The 15,890-nt window shown below is 42.5% G+C and carries 14 protein-coding genes; 2 read left to right on the top strand and 12 right to left on the bottom strand.

Features of this window, described 5'->3' with window-relative positions:
* Nucleotides 1-22 precede the first annotated feature (22 nt).
* The 5 genes from nqrC to cmk form a co-directional block, all read right to left on the bottom strand.
* Nucleotides 23-799 carry an NADH:ubiquinone reductase (Na(+)-transporting) subunit C gene (nqrC, locus tag MMU05_RS11785; RefSeq protein WP_241141881.1) on the bottom strand — a complete coding sequence of 259 codons (777 nt, stop codon included), beginning with the start codon at nucleotides 797-799 and terminating at the stop codon, nucleotides 23-25.
* Nucleotides 786-2,000 carry an NADH:ubiquinone reductase (Na(+)-transporting) subunit B gene (locus tag MMU05_RS11780; protein ID WP_241141880.1) on the bottom strand — a complete coding sequence of 405 codons (1,215 nt, stop codon included), beginning with the start codon at nucleotides 1,998-2,000 and terminating at the stop codon, nucleotides 786-788. The genes nqrC and MMU05_RS11780 overlap by 14 nt, the downstream gene beginning before the upstream one ends.
* 5 nt (nucleotides 2,001-2,005) lie before the next feature.
* A complete protein-coding gene (locus MMU05_RS11775; protein ID WP_241141879.1) occupies nucleotides 2,006-3,370 on the bottom strand; it encodes a Na(+)-translocating NADH-quinone reductase subunit A in 1,365 nt (454 codons plus the stop codon).
* 134 nt (nucleotides 3,371-3,504) lie between these two features.
* Entirely contained in the window at nucleotides 3,505-4,404 is a 900-nt protein-coding gene (locus MMU05_RS11770; protein WP_241141878.1) for a 4-hydroxy-3-methylbut-2-enyl diphosphate reductase, read from the bottom strand.
* A gap of 10 nt (nucleotides 4,405-4,414) precedes the next feature.
* Nucleotides 4,415-5,095: a (d)CMP kinase gene (gene cmk / locus MMU05_RS11765; RefSeq protein WP_241141920.1), complete on the bottom strand. Its 681-nt coding sequence runs from the start codon at nucleotides 5,093-5,095 to the stop codon at nucleotides 4,415-4,417.
* Nucleotides 5,096-5,249: 154 nt separating this feature from the next.
* Here cmk and ade point away from each other — a divergent pair, with 154 nt between their 5' ends.
* Nucleotides 5,250-6,884, top strand: a complete 1,635-nt coding sequence (ade, locus tag MMU05_RS11760) for an adenine deaminase (RefSeq protein WP_241141877.1) — start codon at nucleotides 5,250-5,252, stop codon at nucleotides 6,882-6,884.
* A gap of 232 nt (nucleotides 6,885-7,116) precedes the next feature.
* Nucleotides 7,117-8,256: an acyl-CoA dehydrogenase family protein gene (locus MMU05_RS11755; RefSeq protein WP_241141919.1), complete on the top strand. Its 1,140-nt coding sequence runs from the start codon at nucleotides 7,117-7,119 to the stop codon at nucleotides 8,254-8,256.
* 250 nt (nucleotides 8,257-8,506) lie between these two features.
* Here the strand turns inward: MMU05_RS11755 and MMU05_RS11750 are convergent, their stop codons facing one another.
* From MMU05_RS11750 to MMU05_RS11720, 7 genes are all read right to left on the bottom strand, one after another.
* Nucleotides 8,507-9,259, bottom strand: coding sequence for an MIP/aquaporin family protein (locus MMU05_RS11750; protein ID WP_241141876.1), 753 nt, complete (start codon nucleotides 9,257-9,259; stop codon nucleotides 8,507-8,509).
* On the bottom strand, nucleotides 9,259-10,758 hold the full coding sequence (gene glpK, locus MMU05_RS11745) for a glycerol kinase GlpK (RefSeq protein ID WP_241141875.1): 1,500 nt from the start codon (nucleotides 10,756-10,758) through the stop codon (nucleotides 9,259-9,261). The genes MMU05_RS11750 and glpK overlap by 1 nt, the downstream gene beginning before the upstream one ends.
* 3 nt (nucleotides 10,759-10,761) lie before the next feature.
* On the bottom strand, nucleotides 10,762-12,330 hold the full coding sequence (locus MMU05_RS11740; RefSeq protein WP_241141874.1) for a glycerol-3-phosphate dehydrogenase/oxidase: 1,569 nt from the start codon (nucleotides 12,328-12,330) through the stop codon (nucleotides 10,762-10,764).
* A gap of 125 nt (nucleotides 12,331-12,455) precedes the next feature.
* Nucleotides 12,456-12,953 carry a SixA phosphatase family protein gene (locus MMU05_RS11735; RefSeq protein ID WP_241141873.1) on the bottom strand — a complete coding sequence of 166 codons (498 nt, stop codon included), beginning with the start codon at nucleotides 12,951-12,953 and terminating at the stop codon, nucleotides 12,456-12,458.
* Between the two features lie 51 nt (nucleotides 12,954-13,004).
* Entirely contained in the window at nucleotides 13,005-13,232 is a 228-nt protein-coding gene (locus MMU05_RS11730; protein ID WP_241141872.1) for a hypothetical protein, read from the bottom strand.
* Nucleotides 13,233-13,309: 77 nt separating this feature from the next.
* Nucleotides 13,310-14,044 carry an RluA family pseudouridine synthase gene (locus tag MMU05_RS11725; RefSeq protein WP_241141871.1) on the bottom strand — a complete coding sequence of 245 codons (735 nt, stop codon included), beginning with the start codon at nucleotides 14,042-14,044 and terminating at the stop codon, nucleotides 13,310-13,312.
* 125 nt (nucleotides 14,045-14,169) lie between these two features.
* Nucleotides 14,170-15,750 carry a peptide chain release factor 3 gene (locus tag MMU05_RS11720; RefSeq protein WP_241141870.1) on the bottom strand — a complete coding sequence of 527 codons (1,581 nt, stop codon included), beginning with the start codon at nucleotides 15,748-15,750 and terminating at the stop codon, nucleotides 14,170-14,172.
* Nucleotides 15,751-15,890: the final 140 nt, after the last annotated feature.

Genomic DNA, 15,890 nt, shown 5'->3' with positions numbered 1-15,890 from the left:
TATAGTTTGAAACGTTCAAGATTTAATTTACTGCAACAACTTCAGATTGTTGACTAGATTTTTGATTACTCAAAAACGAGCTGTAATACTGAAGGTAATTTTTCAACATGTTATTAACGCCATTGGCAGTGATGGTAGCTCCTGAAAGACCATCCACTTTATCGGAATCATTGGCATAATCTTTTCCCTCTCCTTTTTGCATCCATACAGACTGAATATTACCGCTCTCGTCAAAGATCTGCTTACCCTGATAGCGCTGCTGCACATCAGGCGAAGTAATTCTTGCACCGAGGCCCGGTGTTTCTGCTTTGTGTGAGAACGTTACTCCCTCGATGGTATTGAGATCTGTCTGCAATGCGACGTAACCCCAAATCTCATCCCAAAGACCTGCACCGTATACGGGAAGGATATAGGATTCCACTGACTCAGGGTTCCCCTCTGCATGAAACACATAAATCGGATACATCCTGCTTTCAGGAGCCATTTTGTAGTTTTTACCAACATTCACTTTTTCAGCGACAATGGGACTTCCATCAGGGTTTTGGGTTACTTCTTTCCCTTCAATATCCACTACTTTAGAAATAATTCTTGATTCGTAAAAACTCAAAACTTCTTCTGGTTTCATTTGTTTTAACTGGGCTCCATCCAAAACAGCTCCCAAAATTTGCTTTTTGGCATCCAATTCCTCTGCTTTTCTCTGCAAAGGTCCCAACACCTGGGACGTTCCAGATAGCAATAATCCCAAAACTACAGTCAGGATGATGGAAAATGTGATAATGTATGTGTTAGACTGTTGCACGTTGTAACCTCCTGTTTTTATTTGCTTTAACTACATAATAATCAATCAATGGAGCAAACACGTTCATAAATAGAACGGCAAGCATAATTCCTTCCGGATAAGCCGGGTTTGTCACACGGATGATCACTGTTAGAATACCAATCAACAAACCATAAATCCATTTTCCGGTTTCCGTTTGGGCAGCTGACACAGGATCTGTTGCCATAAATACGATACCAAATGCCAATCCTCCCACTACCCAATGGTATTCAGGAGACATAGCCATGTACTCATTTACAGCAAAAAGATTCATTACCAAACCCATGATATAGGCACCTGCAAAACCACTGACAATGATTTTCCAACTTGCGACACCTGTACCCACCAAAATCAAGGCTCCGACCAATGCCATCAAGGTAGAGGTTTCTCCGATAGAGCCGGGAATCCAGCCCATAAACATATTATAGAAACTATATAGCCCATCTCCTATAGCAGAATTGTGCTCTGCAAGCGCCTGGGCGACAGGCTGACCGTCAACACCCGCGTTGTAGGCAACTGCCAAGGCGGTAGCGCCCGAGAATCCATCCACAGGAGCTTTGTCTCCAAGGTAAGTCCATACGAGATCACCTGAAATCTGTGCAGGATAGGCGAAATACAAAAATGCCCGTGCCGTCATGGCAACGTTAAGTACGTTCATCCCTGTACCTCCAAAAACTTCTTTTGCTATTACCACTGCGAAAATCGTAGCGAGGGCAACTTGCCATAAAGGAATGGTGGCAGGTACAACCAAAGGAATCAACATTCCTGTCACAAGGAATCCTTCATTGATCGGGTGTTTTCTGATGACTGCAAATGCAGCCTCTACCAATCCACCTGCTGCGTAAGCCACTATCACTACCGGCAGTACCAGCTGCAGTCCCAAAAGGAATTTGGGTCCGAAATCCTCCCATAATCCTGCTGTCTGTCCTGTTGCAAGAAAATGCTGATGACCGGTATTGTATATACCAAAAAGAAGACAAGGAATCATGGCAATCACCACGGTGATCATCATCCTCTTCAGGTCAATGGCATCTTTTACCTGAGCACCTTTTATACCGTTGGTATGATTTGGGGAAAACAAAAATGTCTCTCCCGCCTCATAGAGGTAAAATAAGTTCTCCAACTTTCCGCCTTTATGAAAAAGCGGTTTCTGCTTATCCAACAGATCTCTTAGAAACTTCATATTAATTAACTGTATTGAATTAAATCTATTCCTTTTCTGATAATTTCCTGAACGGGATGCTTGGACACATCTACAAACTCACACAGCGCAAGATCTTCCTCCACTACTTCGTAAATTCCCAATTCTTCCATTTCATCAAAATCTTCCGCCATAATAGCTTTCAACAGATAAACAGGAAGAATATCCATCGGTGTGACGCTTTCAAATACTCCGGTCTGAACAAATGCTCGTTCTTCTCCTCTCACGTTGGTATCAAGAACATACTCCTTGTTTGGCTTCAAGAAAGAAAGCAATCCAAGTGCTCTATGGTAACTTAGCTTTTCACTTGTCGGCTTCATCCAACCCAAAAACTCATAGTAATCTCCCTCGGGAAGAATGGTAATTTGACTTGCGTAAAATCCCAAATAACCATCATTATTGATTTTTTCTCCTGTCAGCACATTCCCGGAAACCACTCTGATATGATCTTGCTTCAGGTTGCCATTTACCAAAGTATCTACACAGGCGCCGATATACGTTTTTGCATATGCGGCTTTCTTAGCTTCAGAACCCGAAACAGCAACAAGTTTTGATGCGTCGTATTTTCCTTCAACAAAAAGCTTTCCGATCTGAACAACACCAAAAGGACTGATTGTCCAGACTATTTCCCCTTTATTGATTGGATCAACATGGTGAATATGGACACCCACATTTCCTGCAGGATGTGGACCTGAAAATTTATTGACCTGTGCGCCTTGAACATTTGCAAAAACAGGCGCTATTTCCGAATCAAGCTCAAGTCCCAAATGAACTTTTCCTGTTGTTAGTTTTTGTAGTACAAGAACACCAGCCTGGAAAAATTTCTCTTCACCCTTCAAAGCAAAACCATAATCGGGTGCCAAAGGATGGGTATCAAAACCTGAAATGAAAATTGATTTTGGGGAATCCTGTGGGTTGGCAACAATTCCATATGGCCTTTGTATCAATTGAGGCCAAACTCCTCCTTTACACAATTGGGCGATTGCTGTCTCTTTGGAAAGAGTTTTGATAGAGGAATCGGTGAATTTTTCAAAAGATTCATAACTGACTTCAGAATCTGCGAGGATTTTGATCTCCAGCAGTTTCCTTTTGTCTCCCCTTTTGATTTCGATTATCTCACCTGAAACGGGAGCGACGTAATGTACACTTTCCATTGCTTTGTCAAATAAAATCGGAGTACCGGCCTTGACCAAATCTCCTTCATTTACAGTGACTTTTGGTCTTTGCATTCCAATAAAATCAGCAGGTTTGATCGCAAAGGTTTTTGCCCGTTTGAAATCCCCAAGCTGCTTTTCAGCTTTTCCGGCGAGCTTAATATCGAATCCTTTCTTAAGCTTTATTGTTTTTGACATATGATTTTGAACTGTATGGTCTATTTAAAAACGCCTCAAATCTAATAAAATACATCAGTTATTAGAAGGTAATGGCGGTAATATTTGTGAGTTTTCGCACAGATATCAAAGGTTTTATTTGAATGGAAGGCTGGTCAATTTTCTAAAACCTTGTCTCTTTCCAAAGATTGTACATAGTCCAACACCTGCTCCATCAACCACATTGGCGTGGAAGTGGCCCCACAAATCCCAACTTTGTCCTCAGAATTAAACCATGATGGGTCGATTTCTGTTTCGTTCTCCACAAAATAACTTCTGCTATTTTCGGTAAGGCAAACCTGATATAGGGCCCTACCGTTGGAGCTTTTTTTGCCTGAGACAAATAAAATGACATCATTCTCTAGCGAAAACCGCTGAAGCTGTGGCTCCCTGTTGGAAACCTGTCGGCAAATCGAGTCATTGGCATTGAAATCAACCTCTGAAAGCTCCCCTTTCTCAGCTTTTATCCTTTCCTCAATTTTGGCTTTCAGTTCATAAAAACCTTTGGTGCTTTTGGTAGTCTGACTGAACAAGGTCACAGGTCGGGAATAATCGACTTTGTCCAAATCTTTGTCTTCCATGACAACAATGGCTTTTTCTAAAGTCTGTCCTGTAAGTCCAATCACTTCAGCATGGCCTTTTTTACCATAAATGACAATCTGACCCTGCTCCCTTTCCATTTTATCAAAAGCTGTTTTTACCCTATGCTGTAGTTTCAACACTACCGGACAAGAAGCATCAATCAGTTCGATGTTATTTTCTATTGCTGTTCTATAAGTTTCTGGCGGTTCACCATGAGCCCTTATCAACACCTTGCAATCTGTCAATCCCTGAAGCTGTTCCCTGTCGATCACCACCAATCCTTTCTTGCTAAGACGCTGTACCTCCATGTCATTGTGAACAATGTCCCCAAGGCAATAGAGCTTTTCAGATACTTCCATTTCGTCCTCAGCCATTTTGATGGCAAACTCGACCCCAAAACAATACCCTGAATTTTTGTCAATGGTTACTTCCATGGTCAAAACATTAAATGCCAATTTTTCCTTTGGCGAATGATACAATTTGATTTACCTGGTCGTCAAATTCCAACTTACTCGTGTCCAATTCCACAGCATCTTCTGCTTTTCGAAGCGGACTTTCCAGTCTTGTCGTATCTACTTGATCTCTTTCTGCTAGATTCTGCACTATTTTTTCAAGCGCTACCAACTCCCCTCTTTCGAGAAGTTCCTTTCGACGTCTTTCAGCCCGTATCTTCAAATCCGCCGACATAAAGACTTTTAATTCAGCAGAAGGAAACACCACCGTGCCGATATCCCTTCCATCCATCACTACCCCTTTCTTTTCACCTAACTTTTGCTGCTGAGCCACAAGTTCAGATCTTACCTCCTTAAGCTTACTGACTTCGCTGACGTAATCAGAAACCCTCATGGACCGGATTTCATCCTCTACGTTCAACCCGTTTACAAAGGTTTCCTGTTTTCCGTTATCCGAATTTGGATGAAATGAAATTTCAAGTGATTGGAGATTTTTGCTGACCTCTTTGGGATTGGAAAGAACAACATGGTTATTCAAAAAATGCAATGTTGCAGCTCTGTACATGGCTCCTGAGTCGATATAAGTATAACCCAAAATTTGCGCCACTGCTTTAGCGGTAGAACTTTTGCCACATCCTGAGTATCCGTCAATCGCAATCACAATTTTCTGCATCAAATAAAAGTAGCCTTGGCTTTTTTTAATTTCAGGCGCAAATATAGTAGTTTTAAATCTATTTCCTTTCCAATGTGTATGTATTACATAACTTGGTGTGGCTAATTCTTTTTATGGTAAACATAACTTTACATAATTTAAAAACCATTCCATTATGGCTTATTTTAATGTCCTCGGACAGCTTGTTGACATTGCCAACCGTGAGATTTTTTCAGCCGAAGTTACGGTTGAAAAAGGAAGGATCGTTTCTATCCGAAAAGTAATTGAGGATAAAAACCTCCCCTTCCTTCTTCCAGGTTTTGTCGATGCCCATGTACACATAGAGTCATCCATGCTCGTTCCGTCCGAATTTGCGAGGTTGGCTGTGGTCCATGGAACTGTTGCGACCGTTTCTGATCCGCACGAAATCGCCAATGTATGCGGCATGAAAGGAATCAATTATATGATTGAAAATGGAAATCAGGTTCCTTTCAAGTTTTATTTTGGCGCTCCCTCCTGCGTTCCTGCTACTCCTTTTGAAACGGCAGGCGCAGAAATCAGTGTGCAGGATATCCATGATTTGTTGGAAAGAAAAGAAATCAGCTACCTCGCAGAGATGATGAATTGGCCGGGAACTGTCAACAGAGACCCGATAGTCATGGAAAAAATCGCCCTTGCGAAGAAATACGGCAAGCCTGTCGATGGCCATGCTCCGGGATTGAGGGGGAAAATAGCCGCCCAATATGCCTCAGCGGGCATCACCACAGACCACGAATGTTTTACTTTGGAAGAGGCTTTGGATAAAGTTAGGTTGGGAATGAAAATTTCCATCCGGGAAGGGAGCGCTGCCAAAAACTTTGAAGCATTGATCGATATCATCGATGACTATCCTGATAAGGTGATGTTTTGCTCGGATGACAAGCATCCTGATAACCTCGCTCTCAGCCATATCAATGAACTAGTGATCCGGGCGGTGGCAAAAGGAAAGGACGTATTTGATGTTTTAAAGGTAGCATGCATCACAACTGTCGAACATTATCGGATGGATGTCGGGCAAATGCAAATCGGTGATCCCGCAGATTTTATTATCGTAAAAGACCTCAGTAATTTCAAAGTTCTTCAGACTTATATTGATGGACAATTGGTGGCAGAAAACGGAAAAACATTGATCAACCGAATCCAAAATCCGATTATCAACAACTTCAATACAGGAATAAAAAAGATTGAGGATTTTCAATTATTGGCAAAAGGAAATAAAGTCAGGGTAATCAGCGCATTGGACGGACAACTTATTACGCCAGAAATCCAAGGAGAGATCATTGTCAAAAATGGCTTTGCCGAATCCAACCTTGAATCTGATATTCTAAAATTGACAGTTGTCAACCGTTACCAAAATGCAGTGCCAGCTATCGCTTTTATCAAAAACTTCGGATTAAAATCCGGAGCGATTGCTTCTTCCGTCGGCCATGATTCACACAATATCATTGCAGTCGGCGTGGATGATGCGTCCATTTGCAGGGCAGTCAATTTATTGATCCAAGAGAAAGGCGGCATTTCTGCTGTGAACGGAACCAAGGAAAAGGTATTGGCTTTGCCTGTTGGCGGTATCATGTCGCCCAATGACGGGTATGAAGTCGCGCAAGCCTACACCAACATCGATAAAATGGCAAAGGATATGGGTTCATCTCTCAAATCACCCTTCATGACTTTGAGTTTTATGGCATTATTGGTTATTCCAGACCTCAAGCTCAGCGACAAAGGATTGTTTGACGGACAGCGGTTTGAGTTTGTTGACGTGTTTCTATCCTAGCTTTCAACCAATTGTATAAATATTTTTCAAATTTTGATCAAAATTAAATTTTGTTATTTTCTCAATTTCCTCATAGAAATACCACAGAATCCTTGACTCAAAATCGGAAGTTGCTCCGTTTGTCGTGTTGCAGGCGCAAAGCCTGAAATCCCAGATTTAAGACAAACCTTCCCCATGAACTTGGAGTTTGTATCTTAGTACAGATAAACCCAATTAATAAAATAGAATTATGATGAATTTTGAGCTCAATGAAAATCAGGCGATGATCGCCAAGATGATTCGGGACTTTGGAGCAAAGGAGATTACCCCATTCAGAAAAGAATGGGATGACAAGCAGATTTTTCCTGTTGAACTTTTCAAAAAACTTGGACACCTCGGTTTGATGGGGGTACTTGTGCCAACAGAATATGGTGGTTCAGGTTTTGGCTATTTTGAATATGTGACAGCGATTGTGGAATTATCCAAATTGGATCCATCAGTCGGTCTGTCCATGGCGGCGCACAATTCGCTTTGCACCAACCACATCCTGATGTTTGGCAATGAAGCCCAAAAGCAAAAATACATCCCCAAATTAGCCACCTGCGAATTGCTCGGAGCTTGGGGACTAACCGAGCCGAATACTGGTTCTGATGCCGGCAACATGCGAACTGTCGCGATCAAAGATGGCGAGCATTATATCCTCAATGGTGCCAAAAACTTTATCACACATGGAATTTCCGGTGATGTAGCTGTGGTCATCGCAAGAACAGGAGAAGTGGGGGATTCCCATGGGATGACTGCGTTTGTGATAGAAAAGGGAACTCCAGGATTCAAAGGCGGTAGAAAAGAAGACAAACTCGGCATGCGTGCATCTGAAACTGCGGAACTGATTTTTGAAGACTGTAGGGTACATGAAAGTCAGATTTTGGGAGAAGTCGGTGATGGTTTTATCCAGTCCATGAAAGTTCTGGATGGGGGAAGGATTTCCATCGCCGCACTTTCATTGGGCATCGCTGAAGGGGCTTTGGAAGCGTCCATCCAATATTCCAAAGAACGTCATCAATTCAACAAACCGATCAACAGTTTTCAAGGAATTTCTTTCAAATTGGCAGACATGGCCACTCAAATAGAAGCAGCAAAGCTTTTGACTTTCAAAGCAGCAGCATTGAAAAATAAAGGCCAAAAAGTGACTTTGGAAGGTGCGCAAGCAAAGTTATATGCATCTGAGGTTGCGGTATCTGTTTCCAATGAAGCAGTTCAGATTTTTGGTGGCTATGGATTTACAAAAGATTATCCGGTGGAGAAATATTATAGGGATTCCAAACTTTGCACCATTGGAGAAGGAACATCAGAGATTCAAAAGATTGTGATTGCGAGAGAAGTACTCAGATAGAGAATAAACAACCCTCCAAGAAAGAAAAATTCTTGGAGGGTTTGACATGTATCATTTTTCGATTTTAATCTGCTATTATCCGACTTCTAATTTTTTGAGCAGGGTTTTAAAAATTCAAACCAGAAAATCTTTTTTTGTTTTTCACCATTAGCAAAGAAAACTAAGCGTAAAAAAACCCTCAGTCTCACAACCAAAGGTGTTTTCAAATTTTACCTTCTCGCTTCTCGTCTCTAGCTTCTCGCTTCTCTTTTCAAACCAAGTTCCCTTCACTCAGCAAAAGGAAAATCCCTGCAGCCATAGCCGCACCCAGAATCGGGCCCAATACCGGAACCCAAGAATAGGCCCAATCACTCGTACCTTTACCTTTGATCGGTAGCAGTTGGTGCATCAATCTTGGTCCAAAATCCCTTGCAGGATTGATGGCATATCCTGTCGTTCCACCCAAAGCCAATCCTATCACCCAAACCAAAAACGCTACCGGCAATGCGCCAAGAGCGCCAAGACCGATCGGGATTTGCTCACCGTCGGTATATTGTATCACAGGATTGGTGGAATATAGGATCACAATGATCAAAACGGATGTTCCAATGATTTCTGAAAACAGGTTGGAAGGTAGGTTCCGGATGGCAGGTGCTGTCCCAAAAGGAGCAAATTTCGATCCCGGATCTTCTGTGGCATCAAAGTGGTCCTTGTACACGAGCCAAGAAATCCCAGCCCCAAACATGGCTCCTAATATCTGGGCAAAAATATATCCCGGAACCATCGCCCAATCGAAAAGTCCGGCAATAGCCAAACCGATACTTACAGCGGGATTGAGGTGCGCACCGCTGTGCGGACCTGCCACCACAACCCCAATAAAAACTCCCAATGCCCAAGCGGTAGTGATCACCATCCAACCTGAATTTTGCCCTTTAGTTTTATTCAAGACTACATTGGCAACCACTCCCGAACCCATTGTAATCAGGAGTGAAGTCCCTACGAATTCTGCTATCAAAGTATCCATTATTCTACCCAGTTTTTTGATCGTTCAACTGCCTTATGCCAAAAATGAAGAAAGTAATCAACTTTCTCAACATCCATTTTTGGATCAAAATCCTTGTCTGATTCCCATAGGGCCTGTAATTCTTCTTCAGATTCCCAAAAACCTACTGCCAAACCAGCCAAAAACGCCGCTCCAATTGCGGTGGTTTCGATGATTTTGGGCCTTTTAATTTTGGTCTGCAAAATATCCGACTGGAACTGCATCAAGAAATTATTTGCGGTAGCACCACCGTCGACACGGAGTTCTTTGATCGGTGCTCCACTGTCTTTCTGCATCGCATCCAATACATCCCGGACTTGATAGGCTATGGCTTCCAAAGCTGCCCGAGTCATGTGCGCTATCGTTGTACCACGCGTAATTCCAAAAAAAGCGCCTCGGGCATTTTGGTCCCAATGCGGAGCCCCAAGTCCTGCCATCGCAGGTACAAAATAGACACCGTCATTGTCTTTAAGACTTTGTGCCAATACTTCACTTTCTTTGGCATGGCCAAAAAGCTCAATCCCGTCCCTGAGCCATTGGATAGCTGCTCCTCCGATAAATACAGAACCTTCCAATGCATAGTTTACTTTTCCATTGATTTCCCAAGCAATAGTAGTCAGCAATTTGTTGTTTGACTTAACCGGTAATTCGCCGGTATTCATCATGAGAAAACAACCGGTCCCATAAGTGGTTTTTGCCATTCCGGGATGGGTACACAACTGTCCAAAAAGTGCCGCCTGCTGATCACCTGCTATCCCGGCAATGGGTATCGGCACAGGAAACAACGATTCGGAAGTATGTCCATATACCTCAGAACTTGACTTCACTTCGGGCAATAAGGACATTGGAATATCAAAAAGAGACAAGAGTTCGGTATCCCATTTTTTTTCAAAAATGTTGAATAGCATGGTACGGCTGGCATTTGAAACGTCCGTAACGTGCACCTGCTTATGGGTCAGGTTCCAAACTAACCAAGTATCCACTGTACCAAAAGCCAATTCTCCGTTATCAGCTTTTTCTCTTGCTCCCTCGACATTGTCAAGCAACCATTTGATCTTGGTAGCTGAAAAATAGGCATCCAACACCAAGCCGGTTTTGGAGGCGACCATTTCTTCTTTGCCTTCTGCTTTGAGTTGGTCAACATAGGCGGAAGTCCTGCGATCTTGCCACACGATGGCATTGTAGATGGGTTTTCCTGTTTTCCTATCCCAAATAATGGTGGTTTCCCTTTGGTTGGTGATTCCGATCGCTGCAATATTCTTTGCTTTAATACCTCCTTTGGCCATGGACTCTGCCAAAACCGAAGATTGGGTTGACCAAATCTCCATAGGGTCATGTTCTACCCATCCTGATTTTGGAAAATGTTGTTTGAAAGCTCTTTGGGCAACACAAACTATTTCGCCCTGTTTGTTAAAAATGATGGACCGTGAACTTGTCGTTCCTTGGTCCAAAGACATGATGTACTGGGTATTTTGGGTCATTGCTTAGGGTTTTATGATGTATTTATTGGCAGTCTTTTTAAATTCCTTCAATTCATCCTCTATCCAATTTTGATCCATTCCAAGTTCTTTGGCCATGATCTCCACCACTTTTGGCGCCATCTCCATGGCAGTCCTGGCATCAAGCAAAAGAATCCTGAACCTCCTTGAGAGCACATCTTCCAGTTTGACGGCCATTTCATTCCTAATGATCCAAATCACCTCGGCAATGGTATAAGGATATTTTGGATGTAGTTTTTCTCTCCACTCGGGGTGGTCTTTGAGCATAAACCTGATCTGAAAAGCGTCTGAACCATAGATGGCCATATGTCCTTCATCCGGCTTGATGGTGAATCCATGAAGTTTTTGTGAGGCAGATTTGCTTTCAGACATATTTTTGCCTGTTACTCTAGGGAAATATTCTACTGTATCCTCACCCATTTTACGGAATGTGGTCCATTTGCCACCTGTCAATGTGACCAATTTAGAATCTGAAAGAATCACTTTATGGGTACGGGAAATTTCCTTGGTCTTGGCGCCATCTTCTTTTGGCGCAGCCAATGGCCTCAATCCGGCAAAAACAGAAAGTATATCAGCCTTTGTGGGTTTTTTGGTCAGGTATGCTTGGGCAGTTTCCAACACAAAATCTATTTCCTTTTCCAAAGCTTCCGGTTCCAATTGGGGTTTGTCCTTCAGGGTATCTGTGGTCCCGACGACTAGCTTTCCATGCCAAGGCACGGCAAACAACACCCTGCCGTCAGAAGTTTTGGGAATCATCAACGCGTCCTTGCCTCCCAAAAAAGACTGGTCAAAAACCAAATGTATGCCTTGACTCGGTTGAATGCTCTTTCTCGCATCAGGATTATCCATCCTTAAGATCTTGTCAGCAAAAACACCCGTGGCATTGACCACCATTCTTGCTTTGATCTGTAGATGGCTTCCATTCAATTGGTCTATAAAATTCAGGCCGTCGACCTTACCGTGGGTATCTTTGGTCAGGGATTCTACTTTGGAATAATTCAACACACAACCGCCGAGCTCATCGCAGGTCTGGGCCAAAGCTATGATCATCCTGGCATCATCAAACTGACCGTCATGATAGACCACCCCGCCTTTCAGTCCTTCCTGTTTGATCTGAGGCATCCTTCGGACAGTTTCGGTTTTACTGATAAACTTTGATTTGCCGAGCCTCCACTTGCCTGCCATCAGGTCGTATAATTTCAGTCCAACTGAATACTGTAACCTATCAAACCAAGTGTAAATGGGAATGATAAATGGCTGGTTGTAGGTCAGATGGGGAGCATTCTCCAAGAGTCTTCCCCTTTCTTTCAAAGCTTCCAAAACCAACAACACATCTCCTTGGGCAAGGTAGCGTACGCCGCCATGAAGTAGTTTGGTACTGCGACTGGAAGTGCCTTTGGCGAAATCCGATTTTTCTAACAAAACCACCGAAAGCCCTCTCGAAAGCGCATCCAAAGCGACTCCAAAACCGGAAGAACCTCCTCCAATGACCGCAATGTCCCAAACTTTTTCCTGATTGTCTTTGATTTTACTGAGGTTAGCTGACCTATGCATAACGAAAAATTTTTCTTTCCAAGTTAATGGAAAAAAATAAGGAAATTAAAATTCAGGCAAATGTTTAAAATATGATTTAAGTCAGCCTGAATAGTATTTTAAAAATTATTCTGTGGTGAAAAAAATCAAAAATCCTTAAAAACTTTCCTTTCTACTGAACTGCCATCTTCCTTTAGAGAAACTTCGAATATAAAATCATACTCGATGTCTTGAAGTTCGGCGTATTTATCACCTGAGCCTACAAAATAATTGGCCAACTGATTGACAGTATTACTGTGGCCGACTACAAGGATGTTACCTGTTCTTTCCCGAAGCTCCTTGACTAGATCATCATGATTTTTAGCGTCGTATATTTCTATAGTAATGCTTATTGCATCCGCCAAAGGCTTTGCGGTAGTTTTGGTACGGATGGTATTGGTGCTGAAGATGTGTTGGATTTCTTTTTTTACAAGGATTTGCCCTAGTTTTTTGGACCTTGCAGTTCCGGCCACGCTGAGTCCGGGGTCATCTCCTTGTAAGATTTTCTCTGCATGGCGGACAATGTAAATGGTCTTTGGCTCCTGCTTGGGTGAACAAGCGAGCAACAATAAAGAAACGATTAGAAGGGTGAAAAGACTTTTCATTTCAATTATTTAAATTTTTTAGAGCAAATAATTAAGGGAAGCCAATTTGTGTCAAAAATGACTTTCATTCCTTACCGCCTTGATCTCCGCATCAATTTCTTCCAATGTCAATTCTGACAATCCTACCCCTTTTGCAATATTTTGACATTCTTCTAGTGCTTTCCTTGCAAAATCGAGGTTTATTTTTTCAACAAGGAGCTTGAAATCAATGATTGGGTCACTGTCCAGATTATACTTCTCTAAATCCTTTTCACTTACTTTGACTTGTATTGTTTTCATAAATTCAGGCTTTGAAACATCAATTTATGTAACTTTTTCAAAAACAAAGGCAAGCAAAAAACAATTCGAAAATGAAATTACCCACTAAAAGTATTTTCCAATTGCTGGTCTTTGCCCCTAACCGGTTCAAATTCCAGATATTGCTCCCAAAAAGCTTCTTCCGGCAATGCGGCTCTTAAGAAGATCTTTTCCTTTTTGATAGGATGGACAAATACCAGGTGGAATGCATGGAGGTTGATACTCGCATCTGGATTGGGTTTGTGAAAACCATATTTCAAATCCCCCCTGATCGGGCAATTCATGGAAGCCAATTGCACCCTGATCTGATGCGGTCTTCCGGAAACCGGGCGTACCTCCAACAGCCAATGGTCATTCAGTTTGCCCAAAGTCTTGTAATTGAGTTCCGCTTTCTGAGAACCTTCGACTTCCTTTTCGTGTGCGGTTACAAAGTTTTTAACCTCGTCCTTCACCAGATAATGGGTCAGTTTCCCGGTTTCTTCCTTTGGCCTGTTTTTGACTATCGCCCAATACACTTTGTGGATGTCCCGCTTGCGGAAAAGCTCCATCATGCGCTCAAGTCCTTTGGAAGTCCTCGCAAAGACCACCAATCCACTGACAGGCCTGTCAAGACGGTGAACAGGATGTAAAAAAACATCACCCGGTTTATTGTATTTCTTGGCTATATATTCCCTGCAGTAATCTGTCAGCGTTTTGTCCTTGGTCTTGTCTCCCTGCACGAGCACGCCTGCAGCCTTGTTGACTATCAGGAGGTGATTGTCTTCATAGACTACTGAAAATGGTTTCTTCTTCATAAAACTTGTGCTAAAGATTTTTCTCCCACTAAGACACGGAGCCACGAAGGGAAATTGAATGAATGTTATTAAATATCCACAAACCAAAACTTTGTGTCTTTGCGGCTTTGTGGGAATGTTATTCTCTAAAACTCGGAAGTGAAATGGAATTCTATCTCTGGATAATTGTCCTGCACCATCTGAAGCCAAGCCCTTGATTCGGCCATAAAGACCACTTTCCCGTCTTTGTCGTACGCAATGTGCCTGCTCTTGGACCTGATAAACTCATCCAACTGCTTTTTGTCTTTGCTGCTGATCCAACAGGCTTTATATAGATTCATCGGCGCGAATTCAACGGAAGCGTTATATTCATTTTTCAGCCTGAACTGAATAACTTCAAACTGCAGCTGACCCACAGTACCCACTACTTTACGGTTACCCATTTCGTAAGTAAAATATTGGGCAACGCCCTCTTCCATCAGCTGCTTCAAGCCCTTTTCCAATTGCTTGGTCTTCATGGCGTCTTTGTTGATGACTTCTTTGAAGATTTCGGGGGAGAAACTTGGGATGCCTTTGAAAGTCATGTTTTCACCTTCTGTCATCGTATCGCCGATTTTCAGATTGCCGGTATCAAATAAGCCGACGATATCTCCTGGAAATGCCTCATCGACGATTTCTCTGTCCTGCGCCATAAATTGGGTCACATTCGAAAACCGGAGTGGCTTAGGTCCACGAACATGGTTGTAAGGTTTGTTTCTCTCAAATTTTCCTGAAACTATCCTCAAAAATGCAATCCTGTTTCTATGGTTGGGATCCATGTTGGCGTGGATTTTAAACACAAATCCAGAGAATTTGGATTCTTCTGGTTTAACTTCCCTCTCCTCAGTAAATCTGCTTTTGGGAGAAGGTGCAATCCGGATAAAGGTGTCTAACATCTCATTGACCCCAAAATTATTTACAGCAGAGCCGAAAAACACAGGTGCGACCTTTCCTTCAAGGTATTCTTTGGGATCAAAATCAGGATAAACTCCTTCAATCAATTCCACGTCTTCCCGCAGCTGCATGGCATTATTTCCTCCGATCAATTCATCCAGTTTGGTATCATCCAGGTTTTGGATTGTCTCCCTAGCATCACTGAGTTTCCGCTGACTAGGAGTGAAAAGGTTCAGCTTTTTGTCATATAAATTATAGACTCCCTTGAAACCCTTGCCCATTCCGATAGGCCAAGAAAGCGGTCTGACCTGGATATTCAATTTTTCCTCCACCTCATCCAACAACTCATAAGGATCTCTTCCTTCACGGTCGAGTTTGTTGATAAAACAGATCACGGGCGTATTTCTCATCCTACAGACTTCCATGAGTTTTTCGGTCTGTATTTCGACACCCTTCACACAATCTATGACCATGATGACCGAATCGACAGCTGTCAAAGTCCGATAGGTATCCTCCGCAAAATCCTGGTGACCCGGGGTATCCAATAGATTGATTTTGACACCTTGATATTCAAAACCCATTACCGAAGTGGCCACAGAGATACCTCTTTGCTTTTCTATTTCCATCCAATCGGATTTGGTAGCAGTATCGATTTTGTTGGATTTCACCGCACCGGCTGTCTGGATTGCACCACCAAATAGCAAGAGCTTTTCGGTCAAAGTGGTCTTTCCTGCATCAGGGTGGGCAATGATGGCAAACGTCCTTCTCTTTTGTATTTCCTTAGTCAAACTCATGTAAAGTCCTGATTCTGTAATTTTTCAGCCTGCAAAGGTAGGCTTTTAATTCTAAGGTTGGAAGGGTGGAAAGTTTAAAAATTGAATATCAGATTATGGGTAACTTATTCTCATTAATTCAAAAGTCAATTTGTTGAATT

This window comes from Cognataquiflexum rubidum (genome assembly GCF_022538115.1).
Classification (GTDB): domain Bacteria; phylum Bacteroidota; class Bacteroidia; order Cytophagales; family Cyclobacteriaceae; genus Cognataquiflexum; species Cognataquiflexum rubidum.
The sequence above is the reverse complement of the archived record's forward strand: the minus strand, read 5'-3'. Positions and strand labels throughout refer to the sequence as shown.

Excerpts from the sequence above, each read along its gene's own strand:
- MMU05_RS11735 (WP_241141873.1), bottom strand. The coding sequence starts at position 12,953 with ATGAAAAGTCTTTTCACCCTTCTAATCGTTTCTTTATTGTTGCTCGCT.
- MMU05_RS11780 (WP_241141880.1), bottom strand. The coding sequence starts at position 2,000 with ATGAAGTTTCTAAGAGATCTGTTGGATAAGCAGAAACCGCTTTTTCAT.
- MMU05_RS11770 (WP_241141878.1), bottom strand. The coding sequence starts at position 4,404 with ATGGAAGTAACCATTGACAAAAATTCAGGGTATTGTTTTGGGGTCGAG.
- MMU05_RS11750 (WP_241141876.1), bottom strand. The coding sequence starts at position 9,259 with ATGGATACTTTGATAGCAGAATTCGTAGGGACTTCACTCCTGATTACA.
- MMU05_RS11720 (WP_241141870.1), bottom strand. The coding sequence starts at position 15,750 with ATGAGTTTGACTAAGGAAATACAAAAGAGAAGGACGTTTGCCATCATT.
- MMU05_RS11730 (WP_241141872.1), bottom strand. The coding sequence starts at position 13,232 with ATGAAAACAATACAAGTCAAAGTAAGTGAAAAGGATTTAGAGAAGTAT.
- glpK (WP_241141875.1), bottom strand. The coding sequence starts at position 10,758 with ATGACCCAAAATACCCAGTACATCATGTCTTTGGACCAAGGAACGACA.
- MMU05_RS11740 (WP_241141874.1), bottom strand. The coding sequence starts at position 12,330 with ATGCATAGGTCAGCTAACCTCAGTAAAATCAAAGACAATCAGGAAAAA.
- cmk (WP_241141920.1), bottom strand. The coding sequence starts at position 5,095 with ATGCAGAAAATTGTGATTGCGATTGACGGATACTCAGGATGTGGCAAA.
- MMU05_RS11775 (WP_241141879.1), bottom strand. The coding sequence starts at position 3,370 with ATGTCAAAAACAATAAAGCTTAAGAAAGGATTCGATATTAAGCTCGCC.
- MMU05_RS11755 (WP_241141919.1), top strand. The coding sequence starts at position 7,117 with ATGAATTTTGAGCTCAATGAAAATCAGGCGATGATCGCCAAGATGATT.
- ade (WP_241141877.1), top strand. The coding sequence starts at position 5,250 with ATGGCTTATTTTAATGTCCTCGGACAGCTTGTTGACATTGCCAACCGT.
- MMU05_RS11725 (WP_241141871.1), bottom strand. The coding sequence starts at position 14,044 with ATGAAGAAGAAACCATTTTCAGTAGTCTATGAAGACAATCACCTCCTG.